Origin of the sequence: Herbaspirillum sp. SJZ107, assembly GCF_006715485.1 — a bacterium.
Taxonomy (GTDB): Bacteria; Pseudomonadota; Gammaproteobacteria; order Burkholderiales; family Burkholderiaceae_D; genus Telluria.
This window is the reverse complement of sequence record NZ_VFNH01000002.1, coordinates 1,590,642-1,609,235: the sequence shown is the minus strand read 5'-3', so window position 1 is coordinate 1,609,235 and position 18,594 is coordinate 1,590,642. Positions and strand designations below refer to the sequence as shown.

General features: G+C 67.8%; 10 protein-coding genes. 3 read left to right on the top strand and 7 right to left on the bottom strand.

Features of this window, described 5'->3' with window-relative positions; genetic code table 11:
- The first annotated feature begins 4 nt into the window (after nt 1–4).
- Together FBX97_RS16955 and FBX97_RS16950 are read left to right on the top strand one after the other, a co-directional pair.
- The gene (locus FBX97_RS16955) at nt 5–1,393 is read left to right on the top strand and encodes a sigma-54 dependent transcriptional regulator (protein ID WP_141833618.1); all 1,389 of its coding nucleotides are present in this window, start codon (nt 5–7) and stop codon (nt 1,391–1,393) included.
- Complete coding sequence (locus FBX97_RS16950; RefSeq protein ID WP_141833615.1) at nt 1,390–2,811, top strand: PAS domain-containing sensor histidine kinase; 1,422 nt, start codon at nt 1,390–1,392, stop codon at nt 2,809–2,811. The genes FBX97_RS16955 and FBX97_RS16950 overlap by 4 nt, the downstream gene beginning before the upstream one ends.
- 100 nt (nt 2,812–2,911) lie before the next feature.
- Here the strand turns inward: FBX97_RS16950 and FBX97_RS16945 are convergent, their stop codons facing one another.
- The 3 genes from FBX97_RS16945 to FBX97_RS16935 form a co-directional block, all read right to left on the bottom strand.
- Nucleotides 2,912–5,047 carry a S46 family peptidase gene (locus FBX97_RS16945; RefSeq protein ID WP_370457258.1) on the bottom strand — a complete coding sequence of 712 codons (2,136 nt, stop codon included), beginning with the start codon at nt 5,045–5,047 and terminating at the stop codon, nt 2,912–2,914.
- A 125-nt stretch (nt 5,048–5,172) separates the two neighbouring features.
- Entirely contained in the window at nt 5,173–5,748 is a 576-nt protein-coding gene (locus FBX97_RS16940) for a proprotein convertase P-domain-containing protein (RefSeq protein WP_185748616.1), read from the bottom strand.
- Nucleotides 5,749–5,788: 40 nt separating this feature from the next.
- A complete protein-coding gene (locus FBX97_RS16935; RefSeq protein ID WP_221631817.1) occupies nt 5,789–7,741 on the bottom strand; it encodes a rhamnogalacturonan lyase B N-terminal domain-containing protein in 1,953 nt (650 codons plus the stop codon).
- 203 nt (nt 7,742–7,944) lie between these two features.
- On the opposite strand from FBX97_RS16935, the gene FBX97_RS16930 reads away from it, so the two are divergent.
- Nucleotides 7,945–8,937 carry a bile acid:sodium symporter family protein gene (locus FBX97_RS16930; protein ID WP_141834610.1) on the top strand — a complete coding sequence of 331 codons (993 nt, stop codon included), beginning with the start codon at nt 7,945–7,947 and terminating at the stop codon, nt 8,935–8,937.
- A gap of 39 nt (nt 8,938–8,976) precedes the next feature.
- Here the strand turns inward: FBX97_RS16930 and FBX97_RS16925 are convergent, their stop codons facing one another.
- The 4 genes from FBX97_RS16925 to FBX97_RS16910 are packed head-to-tail and all read right to left on the bottom strand — an operon-like array spanning nt 8,977 to nt 18,458.
- Entirely contained in the window at nt 8,977–10,440 is a 1,464-nt protein-coding gene (locus FBX97_RS16925; RefSeq protein WP_255517498.1) for an efflux transporter outer membrane subunit, read from the bottom strand.
- Between the two features lie 17 nt (nt 10,441–10,457).
- Entirely contained in the window at nt 10,458–13,802 is a 3,345-nt protein-coding gene (locus tag FBX97_RS16920; protein WP_141833607.1) for an efflux RND transporter permease subunit, read from the bottom strand.
- On the bottom strand, nt 13,799–16,987 hold the full coding sequence (locus tag FBX97_RS16915; RefSeq protein ID WP_141833604.1) for an efflux RND transporter permease subunit: 3,189 nt from the start codon (nt 16,985–16,987) through the stop codon (nt 13,799–13,801). Before FBX97_RS16915 ends, FBX97_RS16920 begins: the two co-directional genes overlap by 4 nt.
- 25 nt (nt 16,988–17,012) lie before the next feature.
- Nucleotides 17,013–18,458 (bottom strand): efflux RND transporter periplasmic adaptor subunit, encoded by a 1,446-nt coding sequence (locus FBX97_RS16910; protein WP_141833601.1) that lies wholly within the window; start codon nt 18,456–18,458, stop codon nt 17,013–17,015.
- Nucleotides 18,459–18,594 lie beyond the last annotated feature (136 nt).

The following is an 18,594-nucleotide window of genomic DNA, read 5'->3' as shown; positions in this document are numbered from 1 at the left end:
TTATATGGAATCCAGGCGCAGGCAGCGCGTGCTGGTGGTCGACGACGACAGCGCCGTCCAGGTGTCGCTCGCCCTGCTGCTCAAGCAGGCCGGCTTCGACGCGCGCTGCGCCGACGACCCGCGCCAGGCGCTGCAGCTGCTCGACGACGGCCCCTTCGACCTGGTCCTGCAGGACATGAATTTTTCGCTGCAGACCAGCGGCGAGGAAGGCCTGGCGCTGCTGGCGCGCATCAAGGAACGCCATCCGGCGCTGCCGGTGCTGCTGATGACTGCCTGGGGCTCGATCGCGCTGGCGGTACGCGGGGTCAAGGCCGGCGCCGCCAACTTCTTCACCAAGCCCTGGGACAACGGCCAGCTGGTGGCGCTGGTGGAAGCCACGCTGCAAATTGCCCCGGCCCCTGCACCGCAATCGACGCGCCAGGCGCTCGACGCCCGCTTCGAGTTCGGCGCCATCGTCGGCGAGCACCCGAAGCTGCTCAAGGTGCTGGAGACCATCGGCCAGGTCGCGCGCACGCGCGCGCCGGTCCTGATCCTGGGCGAGAGCGGCACCGGCAAGGAACTGGTAGCCGACGCCATCCACCGCAACAGCCCGCGCGCGGCCCAGCCCATCGTCAAGATCAACATGGGGGCGATCACACCGACGCTGTTCGAGAGCGAGATGTTCGGCCACGTGCGCGGCGCCTTCACCGACGCGCGCAGCGACCGCAAGGGCCACGTCGCCACGGCCTCCGGCGGCACCCTGTTCCTCGACGAGATCGGCGAACTGCAGCGCGGCGACCAGGTGAAGCTGCTGCGCGTGCTGCAGGACCAGCACTACCAGCCGGTCGGCGCCAGCGCCAGCCAGCAAGCCGACCTGCGCGTGGTCTCGGCCACCAACCGCGAACTGGCCGAACTGGTGGCGAACGGCGACTTCCGCGAAGACCTGTTCTACCGCCTCAACCTGATCACGATCCGCCTCCCTGCCCTGCGCGAACGGCGCAGCGACATCCCGCTGCTGGCGCGCCACATCGTGGCCGGCGTGGCCGAGAGCTACGGCCTGGGCGGCATCGCGCTGGCGCCGGCGGCGCTGGACTGGCTGGCGGCCCAGCCCTGGCCGGGCAACATCCGCCAGCTCAAGCAGACGCTGGAGCGCACCGTGCTGCTGTCCGGGAAAGACCAGCTGGGCCAGGCCGACTTCCTGGCCACCAGCGCGGTCGACGACGGCATGCCCGGCGCCCGCCTCGGGGTCGACGGCATGACGCTGGAACAGGTCGAGCGCCACATGATCGAGCAGGCCTTGCAGCAGCACGGCCGCAACATCTCGCGCGTGGCCAAGGCGCTCGGGCTGTCGCGCACGGCGCTGTACCGGCGCCTCGAGCGCCACGGCCTGGGCGGCGTGGACGAGGACGAATGAAATTTGACGCCGCCTTTGGGGTTGGGCTGGAGATCGGACTAGGTAAGCGGCTGGGACTCTACCTGGTGGCGCTGCACCTGCCGCTGTTCGGCTGCGCCATCCTGCTGCTGCCGGCGCAGCCGCTGTGGTTCGTGCTGGCCGAAGCCGGGCTGCTGGCCAGCCTGGCGCTGGGCTGGCGGCTGGTGCGGCGCGCGCTGGAACCGCTCGGCTACACGCGCCGCTTCCACGACCTGCTGCAGGACCAGCAGTACGCCAACCGGCTGGCGGCGCCCGGCACCCACGAACTCGACGACCTGGTCGGCGTCTTCAATACCATGCTCGCGGCGCTGCACCGCGAGCGCCTGGCGATCGGCGAACAGCAGGGTTTCCTCGACCGCCTGCTGGAAGCGACGCCGGGCGCGGTGCTCGTATTCGACTTCGACGGCGCCATCAGCCTGCTGAACGCGAGCGCCACTGCGCTGCTCGGCCTGGAGCGACCGCTCGGCCAGCCGCTGCGTCACTGGCTGGAGGGCGGCGGCGCCTGGACCGCCACGCTCGACGCCCGCGCACGCGAGCGCAGCCGCCAGCTGGTCGCCCAGCTCGATGCGCTGCCGCTGGGCGACAGCCGCCTGCTGACCGACCTCGAAGGGCGCCGCTACCGTGCCCAGCGCGGCCAGTTCTTCGACCGCGGCTTCGCGCGCCACTTCCTGATGGTCGAGGAACTGACCGCCGAACTGGAAGACTCCGAGCGCGCCACCTACGCGCGCCTGATCCGGGTACTGGCGCATGAAGTCAACAACACGGTGGCCGCCACGCGCTCGGTGCTGGACTCACTGCTGAACTACCGCAACCAGCTGGCGGCATCCGACGCCGACGATTTCGCCACCGCGATCCTGGCCGTCAAGCGCCGCAACGTGAGCCTGGGCGAATTCATCGACCGCTTCACCACCGTGGTCAAGATGCCGCCGCCGGTGCTGCGCCCGGCGGCGCTGCGCGAGGTCATGGACGACATCCTGTGGCTGAACCGCGACGCCTGCGCCAGCCGCGGCATCCAGCTCGGCTGGGCGCAGTGCGACGCCGTACCGCCGCTCGCGCTGGACGTGCAGCTGATCGAGCAGGCACTGCTCAACATCGTCAAGAATGCGGTGGAAGCAATCGATGCCGCGCATGCGGCGCATGGCACGTCAGGCGGCGCGATCCGGCTCGAGCTGGCCGACGAAGGCCGGCGCGTCAGGTTGTCAGTCGTGGATTCGGGTGGCTTGCTGGAGGCGACGCCGGTGCGGCAGCTGTTCACGCCCTTCTTCAGTACCAAGAAAGGCGGCCAGGGGATCGGGCTGATGTTCGTGCGCGAGGTGCTGAGCCGGCATGGGTGTACGTGGTCGCTGGCGGCGGGCGGGGCTGGGGAGACGCGGTTCGATATCTGGTTTCCGGTGAGCTGACGCTGACTGTGCCAGAGGCCTGCTGCACAAGCACGTCGTCCCCGCCTGCGCGGGGACGACGTTGGTTTATGGCGCGGCCATTTCCACGCCAAGACGCCGATCACTGCTTCGGATACTTGACCGTCATTTCCTTCAGCAGGTTGTCGGCATGATCGACCTCCTTCATCACCCACAGCATGTAGCGGATATCGACGTGGATCGCGCGCGTGATGGCCGGGTCGAAGTACCAGTCCTTGGTGATCGATTCATAGGTCGAATCGAAGTTCAGGCCCACCAGTTCGCCGCGCTTGTTCATCACCGCCGAACCGGAATTGCCGCCGGTGGTGTCGGCGCTCGACAGGAAGTCGACCGGCACCGTGCCCAGCACCGGATCCTTGAACACGCCCCAGCGCTTGTCGCGGATCGCCTGCAGCAGCTTGGCCGGCGCGTTGAACGGTTCCTTGCCGGTGTTCTTCTCGAGGATGCCCTGCACGGTCGAGAACGGCCCCTTGACCACGCCGTCGCGCGCCTGGTAGGCACCGACCGTGCCGTAGGTCACGCGCAGGGTCGAGTTGGCGTCCGGGTAGACCGGCTTGCCCTGCGACTTCTTCCAGGCGATCACCGCTTCCATGTATTGCGGGATCACGCGCTCCAGGTTGCCGTCGACTTCCTTGCGGCGGTCTTCCAGCGCCATCGCGACGTCCTGCAGGCGCACGGCGAGCTGGATGAACGGGTCCTGCGAGCTGCGGAAGGCGGCCGGGTCCTTGCCGATCCAGGCCAGGCGCTTGGCGGTGTCGGCCAGCTCGGTCGACTTGTACAGCGCCGGAACCGCAGCCGGCGCCGGCAGCAGCCCGTCGAGGCCCTGCGGGCGCGCTTTCGGATCGATCTTGGCGTAGCGGTTCAGCGCCGCGGTGTAGCGGGCCTGGTCGACGCTGGCGACGAAGGATTGCTCGAGGCGGTTCAGGCGCGCCTTGATGAAAGAGAGGTCGCGCTCCTGGTAGCCGGCTTCACGCTGGGCGTCCGGCTTCTGGCGTTCCAGCGACAGGCGGTACAGGGTGCGCGCACTTTTCAGGAGGTCGCTGTGGGTGGCTTCCGCCCAGGCGGCTTCCTGGCGGCTGGCCGCCATGTCGGCGCCGATGGCGGCGTCGAGGTCGGCCAGCAGCGTGCCGCCCTTGCCATGTTGCTTGTACCAGCCGCGGAACTGGCCGTCCTGCACGTCCTTGATGGCGGCGATGTCGGTACGCGCGAAGCCGTCGAGCAGGCCCTGGGTCTTCTTCAGCACGTTGTTCAGGCTCTTGGCCACGCTGGCGTAGCGCACGTCGTAGTTCGGGTTGCCCATGGTGCTTGCTGCGATCACGGACAGGTCGGCGGTGATCGAGGCGACCTTGGCCGGATAGTCGACGTCGCGCGCAAAGCGCACTTCGGACGGGAGCTTGTAGCGGCTGGTGCGGCCCGGGTAGCCGGCCAGCAGGATCGGGTCGCCGTTCTTCAGGCCTTCGGCGGAGACCACCAGGAAGTCCTTCGAGTGATACGGCACGTTGTCCGGCGACGGATCGGCCGGGCGGCCATCCTTGCCGACGTAGGCACGCAGGAAGGAAAAGTCGCCGGCCTGGCGCGGGAACTCGTAGTTGTCGATGTCGCCGCCGAAGTTGCCGACGCTGTCGGCCGGCGCGTACACCAGGCGCACGTCGCGGATCATCAGCTGGCGGATGCGGTAGTACTCGCCGCCGCGGTGGAAGGCCGGCACCGAGCAACGATATGCCTTGTCGCTCTCGCATTCGGCGATCAGGGCCTTGATGCGGCTTTCCACCTGCTCGTGGCGCTCCTTGCCCGACAGGTTGGGCGCCAGGCCTTTCAACACGCGATCGGTCACGTTCTCGACCTTCTCGGTCACGTACACCAGCGTGTTGGGACCGCCGGCCAGTTCGGCGTCGCGGGTCTTGGCCAGGTAGCCATTGACGATGTAATTGTGTTCCGGGGTCGAGTTGCGCTGCACGGCACCGTAGGCGCAGTGGTGGTTGGTGACGATCAGGCCGTCCGGCGACACGAACGAAGCCGAGCAGCCGCCCAGCGACACCATCGCGCTCATCGGGTGCTTGGAGAGGTCGGCCAGTTTCTCGGCCGGGATGGTGATGCCGATGCGCTTCAGTTCGGACTTCAGCTGCGGCAGCTGGTGCGGCTGCCACTGGCCCTCGTCGGCGTGGGCGGCGGAAAACGCGCCCATCAGAGCGACGGGCAGGACGATCGATTTGAACAAGGTTGTACCCCGGTTGAGTAAAAAGCAAGGTCGAGTATATCGGCTCTCGCCTGGCCGGGAAATACATTTGTCACACAAAACCACGGCGCCACGCCGCCATGGGACGCCCTGCCCGACCGTGCCAATCAAGCCTTGCGGCGGCGCGGTGCGGCCAGGCCCAGCAGGCCGAGGCCGACCAGCGCCAGGCTGGCCGGCTCCGGCACGGCGGCGCTGATGCCCCAGGCGTCGATCGTGCCGGCATCGCCCGCTTCGCTGTCGGTCACCGTCAGCGTCCAGTCGCCGAAGACGTCCTGGCCGATGAAGGCGGCGAGCGCCTCCTCGGGCCGGAACGACCCGGTATAGGGCGCATACGCATAGCCGGCGTCGATGCCGATGTCGGCCTGGTCGTCGAACACGGTGCCGGTGTAGTTGGCGCCGCCGGAACCGCCCTGGCGGTTGGCGAGCAGCACGGTGGTGGCACCATGGCTCAGGCGCAGCACCAGGTCCGCGTCGTAGCTGTGGGTGATGTCGACCAGCGCGTCGACGTCCAGGATGCGGCCGTGGCTGTCGACGGTCAGCGTCGAGGTGACGGTGCAGGTATCGCAGATGTCGACGGGGACCTGGGCACTGGTGAAGGTGGTGACGACGGCAGCCTGGGCGGCGGTGGCGCTACCCAGGGCAAAGACGGTGGCGGCGGCCAGGTAAAGGGATTTGAGATGCACGATGGGCTCTGCTGAAAGGATTGGTAATGAAAGAAGGCGCTCAGTTAATCTTGATCAGGTCGAGGGCGTCGAACGCGTAGGCCGGCGTCAGCCAGCCGGACGTGCTGGTCGAACCGCTGACGACCCAGACTTTCAGCGTGTTCTGGCCGGCCACCAGCGCGCTCGCCGGAATCGTGTAGTCATAGGTGATGTTGCGCGCACGATAGCTGCCGACCGTCATGGTGCGGGTGGACGGCTGGGCCGGCGGGAACACGTCGCCGGACTGCGAGCCGACAAAAGGCGAGGTCCAGTTGTTGACGGCGATCTGCGGCCGGCCGCCGGCCTGGGCGGTCGTCACGCCGATGCGGAAGCGATAGGTGGACGTTGCCGAGATCTGGCTCGGCTTCAGCGTGAAATTGACCGTGACCGGGCCGTTCGGCGCGCTCGTCAATCCCTTCCACTGGTAAGCCGGCATCTGCGCGCGCGGGGTCGCGACGCCGACCTGGTAGGGGTTGGCCACGCTGGCCGTATCGAACCACGGACTCATGCGCACGTCGGACGGGTGCATGACCGTGATCTTGTCGCCGTTCAGGAATTCCCGCGGCGTGCCGTCCCATTCGCCGATGCGGAACAGGGCCTGGGTCAGGCTCGGATCGCCTTTCGCGAGGTGCCATTTGCCGCGTGGATCGTCGCCGTTGGCCAGCGCATCGGCGCCGATGGTCACGGCCGGCACGATGTTGGTGGTGCCCGCCGTGACGCTGACCTGGGAGCTGGAAACCGCCAGCTCGTTCTTGTACACCGTCATCGTGTAAGTGCCGGGAATCATGCCATCGGCATTCACATGGCCATCGTTGCTGGCGGCGTCGGCCCAGTACTGGGCACCGGCATTGGCGAACCCGACGGTATAAGGAAAGGCCGTGTTGCGGCCATAGATCGCCGGCACGAACACATTGCCGCGCGCCGTCGGCGGCACGTAGCCGAGCAGGTTCATCTTCGAAAACCAGGCGGTGTCGACCGGACCGGGCGCCGTACCGTTGGTGAAGCTCATGGTGTAGGCGTTCAGGCGGTTCAGGCGGAAGCCTTCGGTCTGGCCCTCGCCGTAGTTGACGATGTAGGTGATTTCGTTATTGGTGCTGGTGATCTGGTTGAGCAGGCTGCGATAGAAGGGGCCGCCGGAGCCGCCCTCGTTGTTGTCGCGCGCGATCCATATGCCGACATTCGGGCCGGTGCCGCCGATGTACGCCCAGTCCTTCAGGCGCATGTTGGAATAATGCTTGGAGCGGGTTTCGCCGGCATTCGGGCCGCTGGGGATGCCATAGACGTCGCCCGATTCGATGGCGCCGCTGGTGCTGCGCAAATCGTCGGGCCAGGACGGCGGGCGGTTCGGATCGGCATTCACCACCAGGCCGCCGGGCGTGCCGCTCGGCGTGCCGTTGGGCAGCGCGGCGATGCGCATGCGGGCGATGAAGCGCACCAGGGCCGAACCGGTCGGCTCGGCGGTGAAATAGGTGCCCATGTAGATCCTGGCCTCGCCCTTCTTCACCAGGTAGTAGTGGGTCAGGACGCCGGTCGCCCCGCCCACGGTGGTGACCGTGACCTTGATGTAATCGCTGGCCGCCGTGACCGCGCTCTGGCCCGCGGCCGGCAGGGCGACCGGCAGCGCATTGCCGTTCGCATCCACCACCTCGGCTTTCACGCTGACGCCGGTCTGGTCCGTATAAATATAGTCGTAGCCGGTATTGACCTGGGTGCCCCTGCCCGCGTCCTGGTATTCGACGCCGTTGTACACCAGGCTCGACAGGTCGCCCGGCGAGGTGGTGCTGGTGTCGGTCGGGAAGCCGCGCACCTTGAACACCAGGCCGGCATTGGTATCGATGGTGTAGCTGACGACTTTGTCGCCGGCGTCCTTCGTCGCAGTGACGCTGAAGGCTGCCTGGGCTTGCAGGGTGGCGCCGGCGAGCATGGTGAACAGTGCGCACGCCCGCAGCATGGGTTTCAATTGAGGTTTCCGCATTTTCATCTCCTGGTTCTTGTTGTATTTGCATTCCAGTATTGGATGCAAATACACAGGGGTCAATTGCCTGGAAACGACAAACGAAAAGACTCACGGACGTGATCGAATCGCGGACGCGGCTCTGGGCGCCCGCCTTCCTGCGACCGCGGCCGAATGCAGATAAAATGACGGGTTCGATACGCCAGCAGCCCCGCCGCAACGCCATGCCCCGTTTCCTAGAACAGACCACCACCACCCTGCGCCGCCTGGCGCCCGACACTTTTACCCTGTGGCTGCTCGGCACCATCGCCCTGGCCAGCCTCCTGCCCTGCAGCGGCCCGACTGCCGTCGCCCTCGGCAAGATCACCAGCGTCGCCATCGGCCTGCTGTTCTTCCTGCACGGTGCCAAGCTGTCGCGCGAGGCGATGGTGGAAGGCTTGACGCACTGGCGCCTGCACCTGCTGGTGCTGGCCTCGACCTTCGTCATGTTCCCGCTGCTCGGCCTCGTCATGAAGCCGCTGTCCGGCACCGTGCTCCAGCCGGAGCTCTACGTCGGCATCCTGTTCCTGTGCACCCTGCCCTCGACCGTGCAATCGTCGATCGCCTTCACCTCGGTGGCGCGCGGGAACGTGGCGGCCGCGGTGTGCAGCGCCTCGGCCTCGAACTTCGTCGGCATCTTCGTCACGCCGCTGCTGGTCGGCACCCTGATCGCGCGCGGCGCCGCCGGCGGCTCGCAGCTGGATGCGATCCTCACCATCGTCGAACAGCTGCTGCTGCCCTTCCTTGCCGGCCAGTTCGTGCGGCCATGGATCGGCGCCTGGGTCGACCGCCACAAACCGATGCTGAAGATCGTCGACCAGGGCTCGATCCTGCTGGTGGTGTACACGGCCTTCAGCGAGTCCGTGAACGAGGGCTTGTGGCACAAGCTGTCGCTGTCGGCGCTGGTCACGCTCGGCCTGGTGTGCGGCGCGATGCTGGCGGTGGCCCTGCTGCTGGCGGCCTGGACCAGCCGCCGCCTGGGCTTCAGCAAGGAAGACGAAATCACCATCGTCTTCTGCGGCTCGAAAAAGAGCCTGGCCAGCGGCGTGCCGATGGCGAAAGTCCTGTTCGCCCCGAGCGCGCTCGGCATGGTGATCCTGCCGGTGATGCTGTTCCACCAGATCCAGCTGATGGTGTGCGCGATCCTGGCGGCGCGCTGGGCCCGCCGACCAGGCTGAAAAACCCCAAACCGGGGTCCGAGCCCGGTGTGTGTTGGATCAGGGTTGCGCGTGCCAGCCGCCCCCGAGCGACTGGATCAGCGCGACGGCCGTGGTCTGGCGGTCGGCCTGGGACTGGATCAGGTTGCGGCGCGCGTTGAGTGCCGTGATCTGGGCCGTCACCACGTCGGTGTAGCTCACCTGGCCGGCGCGGTAGCGGTTCAGCACCTGTTGCTCGACCTTGTCGGCGGCTTCGGATGCCTGGCGGCGCAGGTCCTGCTGCTGGGCCAGCACGCGGGTGGCGGCCAGCTGGTTTTCGACGTCGGCGAAGGCGGTCAGCACGGTCTGGCGGTAGTTCGCTGCCGCCTGCTCATGCGCGGCGCGCGCGCTGGCGACACGTGCACGTGTCGCCCCTGCATCAAACAATGTCTGGGCCGCCGACAGGCCGAACGACCAGGTCGCCGCCGATGCGTTCAGCAGGTCGCCGATGCGGCTCGCCGCGGTCGCGTAGTTGGCGCTCAGGCCGACGTCCGGGAAGTAGGCCGAGCGCGCGATGCCGATCTGCTCGTTGGCGGCGGCCACGCGGCGTTCGGCGCTGGCGATATCCGGACGGCGCTGCAGCAGCGTGGCCGGCACTCCGACCGGGACGTCCGGGACGGTCACGTTCCACGGTGCCGCCGGCAGCGAGAACTCGGCCGGCGCCTTGCCGACCAGCACCGCGATCGCGTGCTCGAGCTGGGCGCGCTGGCTGCTCAACGACAGCTCGTCGCTGCGCGCGGTGGCCAGCTGGGTCTCGGCCTGGTACACGTCGGAATGCGGGATGATGCCGACGTTGTAGCGGTTCTGGGTGATGCGCAGTTCGCGCTCGTAGCCCTCGATGGTGGTCTTCAGCAGTTCGCGCTGGGCGTCGACCGAGCGCAGCGACACGTAGTCGAGTGCCAGCTCGCCCTGGGCCGACAGGCGCGCGGCCGCCAGGTCGGCGGCGCTGGCCTGGGCCTGGGCGCTGGCCGCGGTGACGCCGGCGCGCAGGCGGCCCCACACGTCCGGCTCCCAGCTGCCACCGATCGACAGGCGGAAGTTGTTGCGGACGTCGCCGCCGCTGCTGCCGCCGATGATGTTGCCGTTGGCGTCGACCGTGGCCGCACCGCCGCCCCCGCGCGATCCCGAGCGGGTGCCGGAGCCGTTCAGCGTCACGCTCGGGAACAGCGACGCGCGCTGCTCGGCCACCAATGCGCGCGCCTGCGCATACGCCGCCACGGCCGCCGCCACGTTCTGGTTCGAGACCTCGACCTGGGCCGCCAGGTCGTTCAGTACCGGATCGCCGAACAGGGTCCACCACGGCCCGCGTTCGAGCGCATCGGCAGGTGCCGCCGGCACCCAGCCCTGCATTTCCTTGAATTGCACCGGCGCCGGCGTGGCGGGCACCTGGTAGGTCGGGCTCACCGAGCAGCCGGCGGCAAACACGGAAGCCGCCAGCGCCAGCAAGGCCGGACGGAAGGGTAAGACAAATCGGGTTACACGCATGCTTGGTCTGTTCTTGTTCATGAATTCGTGGTGATCGAAGGCTGGGGCTCGATGGAGTGGCGCACCAGCTCGTGTTCGTCCGGCTTCCTGCTGCGCAGCTTGTCCATGTAGACGTAGACCACCGGCGTGGTGAGCAGCGTCAAGAGCTGGCTCGCCAGCAGGCCGCCGATGATGGCGATGCCGAGCGGCTGGCGCAGTTCCGAGCCTTCGCCGAAGCCGATCGCCAGCGGCAAGGCGCCCAGGGCCGCCGCCAGCGTCGTCATCAGGATCGGACGGAAGCGCAGCAGGCAGGCTTCGCGCACCGCCTCGGTGGCGCTCAAGCCGCGCGCCCGCTCCGCTTCCAGCGCGAAGTCGATGATCAGGATCGCGTTCTTTTTCACGATACCGATCAGGAGGAACACGCCGATCAGCGCGATGATCGAGAACTCCATATGGAACATCAAGAGCGCCAGCACCGCGCCGACGCCCGCCGACGGCAGCGTCGACAGCACCGTGATCGGGTGGATCAGGCTCTCGTACAGGATGCCCAGCACGATGTAGATGACGACGACCGCCGCCAGGATCAGCAGCGGCTGCTGCTTGTTCGATTCCTGCGCTTGCTTGGCCTGGCCCTGGAAGCTGCCGCGTACATTCACCGGCATGCCGATGTCGGCTTCGGCCTGGCGCACCGCGGCCTGGCCGTCCGACAGCGAGGAACCTTGCGCCAGGTTGAACGAGATCGTGGTCGCCAGTTCGCCGTCCTGGTGGTTCACCGAGCTCGGGGTCGAGCGCTCGGCAAAGCGGGCGATGGCCGACAGCGGCACCATGTTGCGCACGCTGGTGGCCAGCGCCGCACCGCTGGACGGGTCGCGCGCCGCGGTCAGGTTGCTCGGGCTGGTCGGCGTGCCGCCGCTGCTACCGGTGCTCGATGCGACGCTCGTCGAGGCGGTAGCGCCGCCCGTGGTGGTGCCGGTGCCGCTGGCCGCGGTGGCCCCGGCGGTGGTGTTGGTGGTGGTGTTGGCAGTTGCGGAGGACGCGGTCGACCCGGCCGGCACGTACACGTCGTCCAGCGCCTCCGGCGACTGCGCATACTTCTGCGCCACGCCCATGATCACGTGGTACTGGTTCAGTTCGTCGTAGATATTGGCGACCTGGCGCTGGCCGAAGGCGTTGTACAGCGCATTGTCGACGTCCTTGGCACTGATGCCCAGGCGCGCCGCGCTGTCCTTGTCGATCTCGACATAGGTCTCGACGCCGTTCTCGGCCTGGTCGGTGTCGACGTCGGTCAGCGCCTTCTGCGCCTTCATGGCGTCGGCCAGCTTGGTGGCCCAGGCCTTCAGGTCGTTGCGGTTGTCGCTCTTGAGCGTGTACTGGTAGGTGGAATTGCTCTGGCGCCCGCCCATGCGCAAGTCCTGCACCGGGTTCAGGAACAGCTGCACGCCGGTCACGCGTGCCAGCTGCGGACGCAGGCGCGCGATCACGGCCTGGCCGCTTTCGCCCTTCTTGCGCTGGGCGGCCGGCTTCAGGTTGACGAACATGAAGCCGCCGCCGGCGCGCGAACCGCCGGTGAAGCCGACCACGGTATCCACCGCCGGATCGCGCTTGATGATGTTGACCAGCTGGTGCAGCTTGCCCTGCATCGCCTGGAACGAGATGCTCTGGTCGGCGCGCATGCCGCCGTTGATCTGGCCGGTGTCCTGCTGCGGGAAGAAGCCCTTGGGCGCGGCCGAGAACAGGAAGACGTTCAGGCCGACCACGAAGGCCAGGATCAGCATCACCAGCAGCTTGGCGTCCAGCGCCCAGTCGAGCGCGTGCTCGTACCCTTTTAATATCTTGTCGAAGCCGCGCTCCGACCACCTTGCCAGCACGCCGGGCTTGCGTTCGGGCTTCTGGCCCGGCTTGAGCAGCAGCGCGCACAGCATCGGCGTGGTGGTCAGCGAGATCACCAGCGAGATCATCACCGCCACCGACAGGGTGACGGCGAATTCGCGAAACAGGCGTCCGACCTGGCCGCCCATGAACAGCAGCGGGATGAACACCGCCACCAGCGACAGGCTGATCGACAGCACCGTGAAGCCCACTTCCTGGGCGCCGAGCAGGGCTGCCTTCATGCGGTCCATGCCCTCTTCCACGTGGCGGCTGGTATTTTCCAGCACCACGATGGCGTCGTCGACCACGAAGCCCGTCGCGACAGTCAGCGCCATCAGCGACAAATTATTCAGCGAAAATCCGAGCAGGTACATCACGCCGAAGGTGCCCAGCAGCGACACCACGGTGGCCACCGCCGGCACCACGGTGGCGCGCACGCTGCGCAGGAACACACTCACCACCAGCACCACCAGCAGGATCGAGATCATCAGCGTCAGCTCGATCTCGTGCAGCGACGAGCGGATCGAGTTGGTCGAGTCCGACGCCACCTGCAGGCTCACGTCCTGCGGCAACTGCGCCTGCAGCGAGGGCATCAGCGCGCGCACGCCGTCGACGGTCTCGATGATGTTGGCGCCCGGCTGGCGCGTGACCAGCACGATCACCGCCGGCTGGCCGTTGAACAGGCCGAGGGTGTTGATGTTCTCGACGCTGTCGGTGACCTCGGCGATGTCCTGCAAGCGGATCGCGGCGCCGTTGCGCCAGGCGACCACCAGGCCGCGGTAGTCGGCCGCAGTACGGCCGTTGGTCGGGGTGTTCGCCTGCGAATAGATCTGCAGGCGCATGCCGCTGCCTTCCAGCGCGCCTTTCGGGCGGTTCGGATTGCTGGCCTGGATCGCGGCGCGCACGTCTTCGCTCGATACGCCATGGTGGTTCAGCTGGTACGGGTTCAGGTCGATGCGCACCGCCGGCAGCGAGCCGCCGCCGATCTCGACGTCGCCGACGCCCTTCACCTGGGCCAGCTTCTGCTGCACCAGGTTCGAGACTTCGTCGTAGATCTGGCCCGGGCTGCGCGTCTTGGAGGTCAGCGCCAGGATGATCACCGGCGCATCCGACGGATTGGCCTTGCGGTAGGTCGGGTTGCTGCGCAGCGTGGACGGCAAATCGGCGCGCGAGGCGCTGATCGCGGCCTGCACTTCGCGCGCGGCCGAATCGATCTGGCGGTTCAGGTCGAACTGCAGGCTGACGCGGGTCGAGCCGTTGCCGCTGTTCGAGGTGATCTCGTTGACGCCGGCGATCACGCCCAGCCTGCGTTCCAGCGGCGTCGCCACCGAACTGGCCATGGTGTCCGGGCTGGCGCCCGGCAGGTTGGCGCTGACCGAGATCGACGGGAAGTCGACCTGGGGCAGCGGCGAGACCGGCAGCACGAAGAAGGCGCCGATGCCGGCCAGCGCCAGCCCCAGGGTCAGGAGCACGGTCGCGATCGGCCGCTGGACGAAGGGCTTCGACAAATTCATGCGTCGGCCTCGCGCGCATTGACCGGCGGCTTGAGCAGCGCGGCTTCGTTGCCTTGTCCCGCCGGCGCCTTGGGCTGTGGCGTGGTCGCCGATCCCGGACCCGACGGCTTGGCCGGCTCCTGGCCGCCCCAGCGGCGTGCCAGGCGGTCGAAGGCCAGGTAGATCACCGGCGTGGTGAACAGGGTCAGCATCTGGCTGACGATCAGGCCGCCGAAGATGGCCAGGCCCAGCGGACGCCGCAGCTCGGCGCCCTCGCCCCAGCCGAACATCAGCGGGATGGCGGCGAACAGCGCCGCCAGCGTGGTCATGATGATCGGGCGGAAGCGCAGCATCGCCGCCTGGTGGATCGCGGTGCGCGGGTCCTTGCCTTCGTCCCTTTCCGCTTCGATGGCGAAGTCGATCATCATGATCGCGTTCTTCTTGACGATGCCGATCAGCAGGATGATGCCGATGATGCCGATCACGCCCAGGCCCTGCCCGGTCACCATCAGCGCCAGCAGCGCGCCGACGCCGGCCGACGGCAGCGTCGACAGGATGGTCAGCGGGTGGATATAGCTTTCGTACAGCACGCCCAGCACGATGTACACGCACACCACTGCCGCCAGGATCAGCCACAGCTGGTTCGACAGCGAGTTCTGGTACGCGCCGGAAGCGCCGAGGAAGGTCAGCGTCACCGAGGCCGGCAGCTTGATCTGCTCGGCCACCTCGCGGATCGCGCTGACCGCGGTGCCCAGCTTGACGCCGGATGCGGTGTCGAAGCCGACGGTGGTGGCCGGGTACTGCGCCACGTGGGTGATCTGCAGCGGCGCCGCCTGCTCGGTGATCGCGGCGATGCTGGACAGCGGCGTCGGCGACCCGGAACCGGTGCGCAGCTGCAGGTTGGACAGCGAGTCGAGCGACATCTGCTCGTCCTGCTGGGCTTCCAGGATCACGCGGTACTGGTTGGTCTCGGTGAAGATGGTCGACACGATGCGCTGGCCGAAGGCGCTGTACAGGGCGTCGTCGACGTTGGAGGCCGTCACCGACAGGCGCGAGGCGCTGTCGCGGTCGATGTTGACGTAGGCCGCGGCACCGGTGGCGCCGGCGTCGGTGACCACGTTGCGCAGTTCCTTCCTCTGCGCCATCGCCTGCGACAGCCTGGTAGCCCACTCGGTCACGGTCTTGGTGTCGGCGCCTTCGATCGACAGCCGGTACTGGGTCGGGCCGCTCTCGGCATCGATGGTCAGGTCCTGGGTCGGCTGCAGGTACAGCGTGGCGCCGGCCACGTTGCGCGCCACGCGCGAACGCAGGCGCTCCATCAGGTCTTCCTGGTTGCTGCGGTCTTCCTTCAGGTTGATCAGCATGGTGCCGGTGTGCAGCATGGTGTTGTTGGCCGCATCCACGCCTACCGTCGAGCTGAGCGACAGCACGTCGGGGTCGGCCAGCACTTCACGCGCCACGGCCTGCTGCATCTCGGCCATCGCCTGGTAGGAAATCGCCTGGCGCGCTTCGACGCGCGCCTGCAGCTGGCCGGTGTCCTGGGTCGGGAACAGGCTTTTCGGGATGAAGGTCCACAGCAGCGCGGTCAGCACCAGCGTGCCGAGCGCCACCAGCAGGGTCAGGCCCTGGCGTGCCAGCACCCAGTTCAGGCTGGTGTCGTAGTGCTTGATGACCCAGTCGAAGCCGCCTTGGAATTTACGGGCGAACTTGCTCTCGTGCGACTTGTCCTCGGCCTTGAGCCAGCGTCCCGACATCATCGGCACCAGCGTCAGCGACACCACCGCCGAGATCAGGATGGTGATCGCCAGCGTCACCGCGAACTCGCGGAACAGGCGTCCCACCACGTCGCCCATGAACAGCAGCGGGATCAAGACCGCGATCAGGGACACCGTCAGCGAGATGATGGTGAAGCCGATCTGGGTCGCGCCCTTGAGCGCCGCCGCCATCGGCTTTTCGCCTTCTTCTATATAGCGCGCGATGTTCTCGATCATGACGATGGCGTCGTCGACCACGAAGCCGGTGGCGATCGTCAGCGCCATCAGCGACAGGTTGTTCAGCGAGTAGCCGAGCAGGTACATCACGCCGAAGGTGCCGATCAGCGAGATCGGCACCGACAGGCTGGCGATGATGGTGGCGCGCAGGCTGTGCAGGAAGGCGAAGATCACCAGCACCACCAGCACCACGGCCAGCACCAGTTCGATCTGCACGTGCTCGACCGAGGCGCGGATGCCGGTGGTGCGGTCGGACAGCACGCTCAGGCTGATGTTGGCCGGCAGGCTCGCCTGCAGTTCCGGCAAGCGCTCCTTGATGGCGTCCACGGTGGCGATCACGTTGGCGCCCGGCTGGCGCTGCACGTTCAGGATGATCGCCGGCTTCATGTTGGCCCAGGCGCCCAGCTTGACGTTTTCGGCGCTGTCGACCACGCGCGCCACGTCCGACAGGCGCACCGGGGCGCCGTTGCGGTAGGCGACGATCAGGCCCTTGTAGTCGGGCACCGTGACCAGCTGGTCGTTGGCGTTGATGGTATAGGCGCGCGCCGGGCCGTCGAAACTGCCCTTGGCGCTGTTGGCGTTGGCGTTGGTGATCGCGGTGCGCAGCGTATCCAGGCCCAGGCCGTACGAGGCCAGCGCATCGGTATTCGCCTGGATCCGCACCGCCGGCCGCTGGCCGCCCTGCAGCGTGACCAGGCCGACGCCGCTGACCTGGCTGATCTTGAGTGCCAGGCGTGTATTGACCAGGTTCTGCACCTCGGTCAGAGGCATCGTGTCCGAGGTGATCGCCAGCGTCAGCACCGGCGCGTCGGCCGGATTCACCTTGGCGTACACCGGCGGCGCCGGCAGGTCGGTCGGCAGCAGCGAGCCGCCGGCATTGATCGCGGCCTGCACTTCCTGCTCGGCGACGTCGAGCGTCTCGCCGAGGCTGAACTGCAGGGTGATCACGGACACGCCGGCCGCGCTGGTGGAACTCATGCGCGACAGGCCGGACATCTGGCCGAACTGGCGCTCCAGCGGCGCGGTCACGGTGCGCGCCATCACTTCCGGACTGGCGCCCGGGTACAGCGTCTGCACCTGGATGGTCGGGAAATCGACTTGCGGCAGCGCCGACAGCGGCAGGAATTTATACCCGACCAGGCCGGCCAGGATAATCGCCAGCATCAGCAGCGAGGTGGCGACCGGACGACGGATGAATGGGGCGGATGGACTCATGCGCGCACCTCCGTACGGATTACACTCATTGCGCTGCACCCTCCTGCTGCTGGCGGCGCTGACGGCGCTCGCCACCCTGCTGGCCCTGCGGCTGCGCGCCTTCTGCGGCGGCCGGGGTGGCGCCGGGCGCTGCCGGTGCCGTGCCGCCCTGCGCGCTCGCACCCGCAGCGCCGCCATGCTGGCCACGGCGGCCGCCGGCGCCCATGCCCTGCGGACGGTCGCCCGGCAGCGTCACCTTGGCGCCGTCCTTGAGGCGGTCGGCGCCTTCGGTGATCACGGTCTCGCCGCCCTGCAGGCCGCTGGTGATCTCGACGCGCTCGGCGGTCGCCTGGCCGCGCTTGACGGTGCGCAGCGCCACCGTGCGCTCCTGCGGATTCAGCACGTAGACGAAGTCGCCGTTGGAACCGTGGCGCAGCGCCGTCACCGGCACCGTGACCGCATTCTTGATCAGGTTGACCTGCAGGCGGATGTTCACGAACTGGCTCGGGAACAGTTTCAGCGCATCGTTCGTGAAGCGCGCCTTGGCACGCACGGTGCCGGTCTGGGTGTCGACCTGGTTGTCCAGCGCCATGAAGCGGCCGCTGGCCAGGGTGTCGGTGCGGGTGCGGTCCAGCGCCGTGGCCGGCAGCGTCGCGTTGTCGTTGATACGCTGCTGCAGCATCGGCAGATTGTCTTGGGGGACCGCGAATTCGACGTCGATCGGCGACTGCTGGGTGATCACGGCGATGCCGTTGGTGTCGCCCGAATTCACCAGGTTGCCGATGTCGACCGTGCGCAGGCCGACGCGGCCGCTGATCGGCGCGCGCACCTGGGTGTAGCCGAGGTTGATGCGGGCGATGCCTTCGGCTGCCTTGTCGGTGGTGACGGTGCCTTCCAGCTGTTTTACCAGCGCGGCCTGGGTGTCGACGTCCTGGCGCGCGATCGAGTCCTGCTCGAGCAGGGTCTGGTAGCGCTTGAGCAGCACGCGCGCGCTTTCCAGCTGCGCTTCGTCGCGCTGGCGCTGGCCGGTCGCCTGCAGCAGCGCCATCTGCGACGGCCGCGGGTCGATGGTGGCCAGCACCTGGCCTTCCTTGACCAGCTGCCCTTCGGTGAAGTTGATCTTCTGCAGCACGCCGCCGACCTGCGGGCGCACGGTCGCCACCGCCGCCGGGGTCACGGTGCCGAGGGCGTCGAGCAGGATCGGGATGTCGGCGCGTTCGGCCTTGCCGGTGCCGACCGTGGTGGCCGGCATGCCGCGTCCGCCGGGACCGCCCCGGCCACCGCCGCCACCGGCACCACCGCGGCCCTGTCCGCCCGCGCCGGGGGCGCCGCCGGGACCGGCCTGCGGGTCCTGGTGCGTCAGGTGCCAGGCCAGCCACCCGAGTCCGGCCATCGCCAGCAGGGCGATGATGGTGCCGATGATGCGCGAGCGGCGCGAACGCCTCGGGGTGGTGGTGGTCTTGTCCTTGTCCGGGGTAACGGTCGAATTCATTCTTGTCCTTGGCGGCCGAGTGTTCAAAAGCACAATAAAAGTTCCCTCGACTTTACCATGCGTCGCACCGTGTTTATGTTTCAGTTCGTACAGAAGGCGGCGACATCGGCGCCCTGCGAAACATCCGGATACAAAG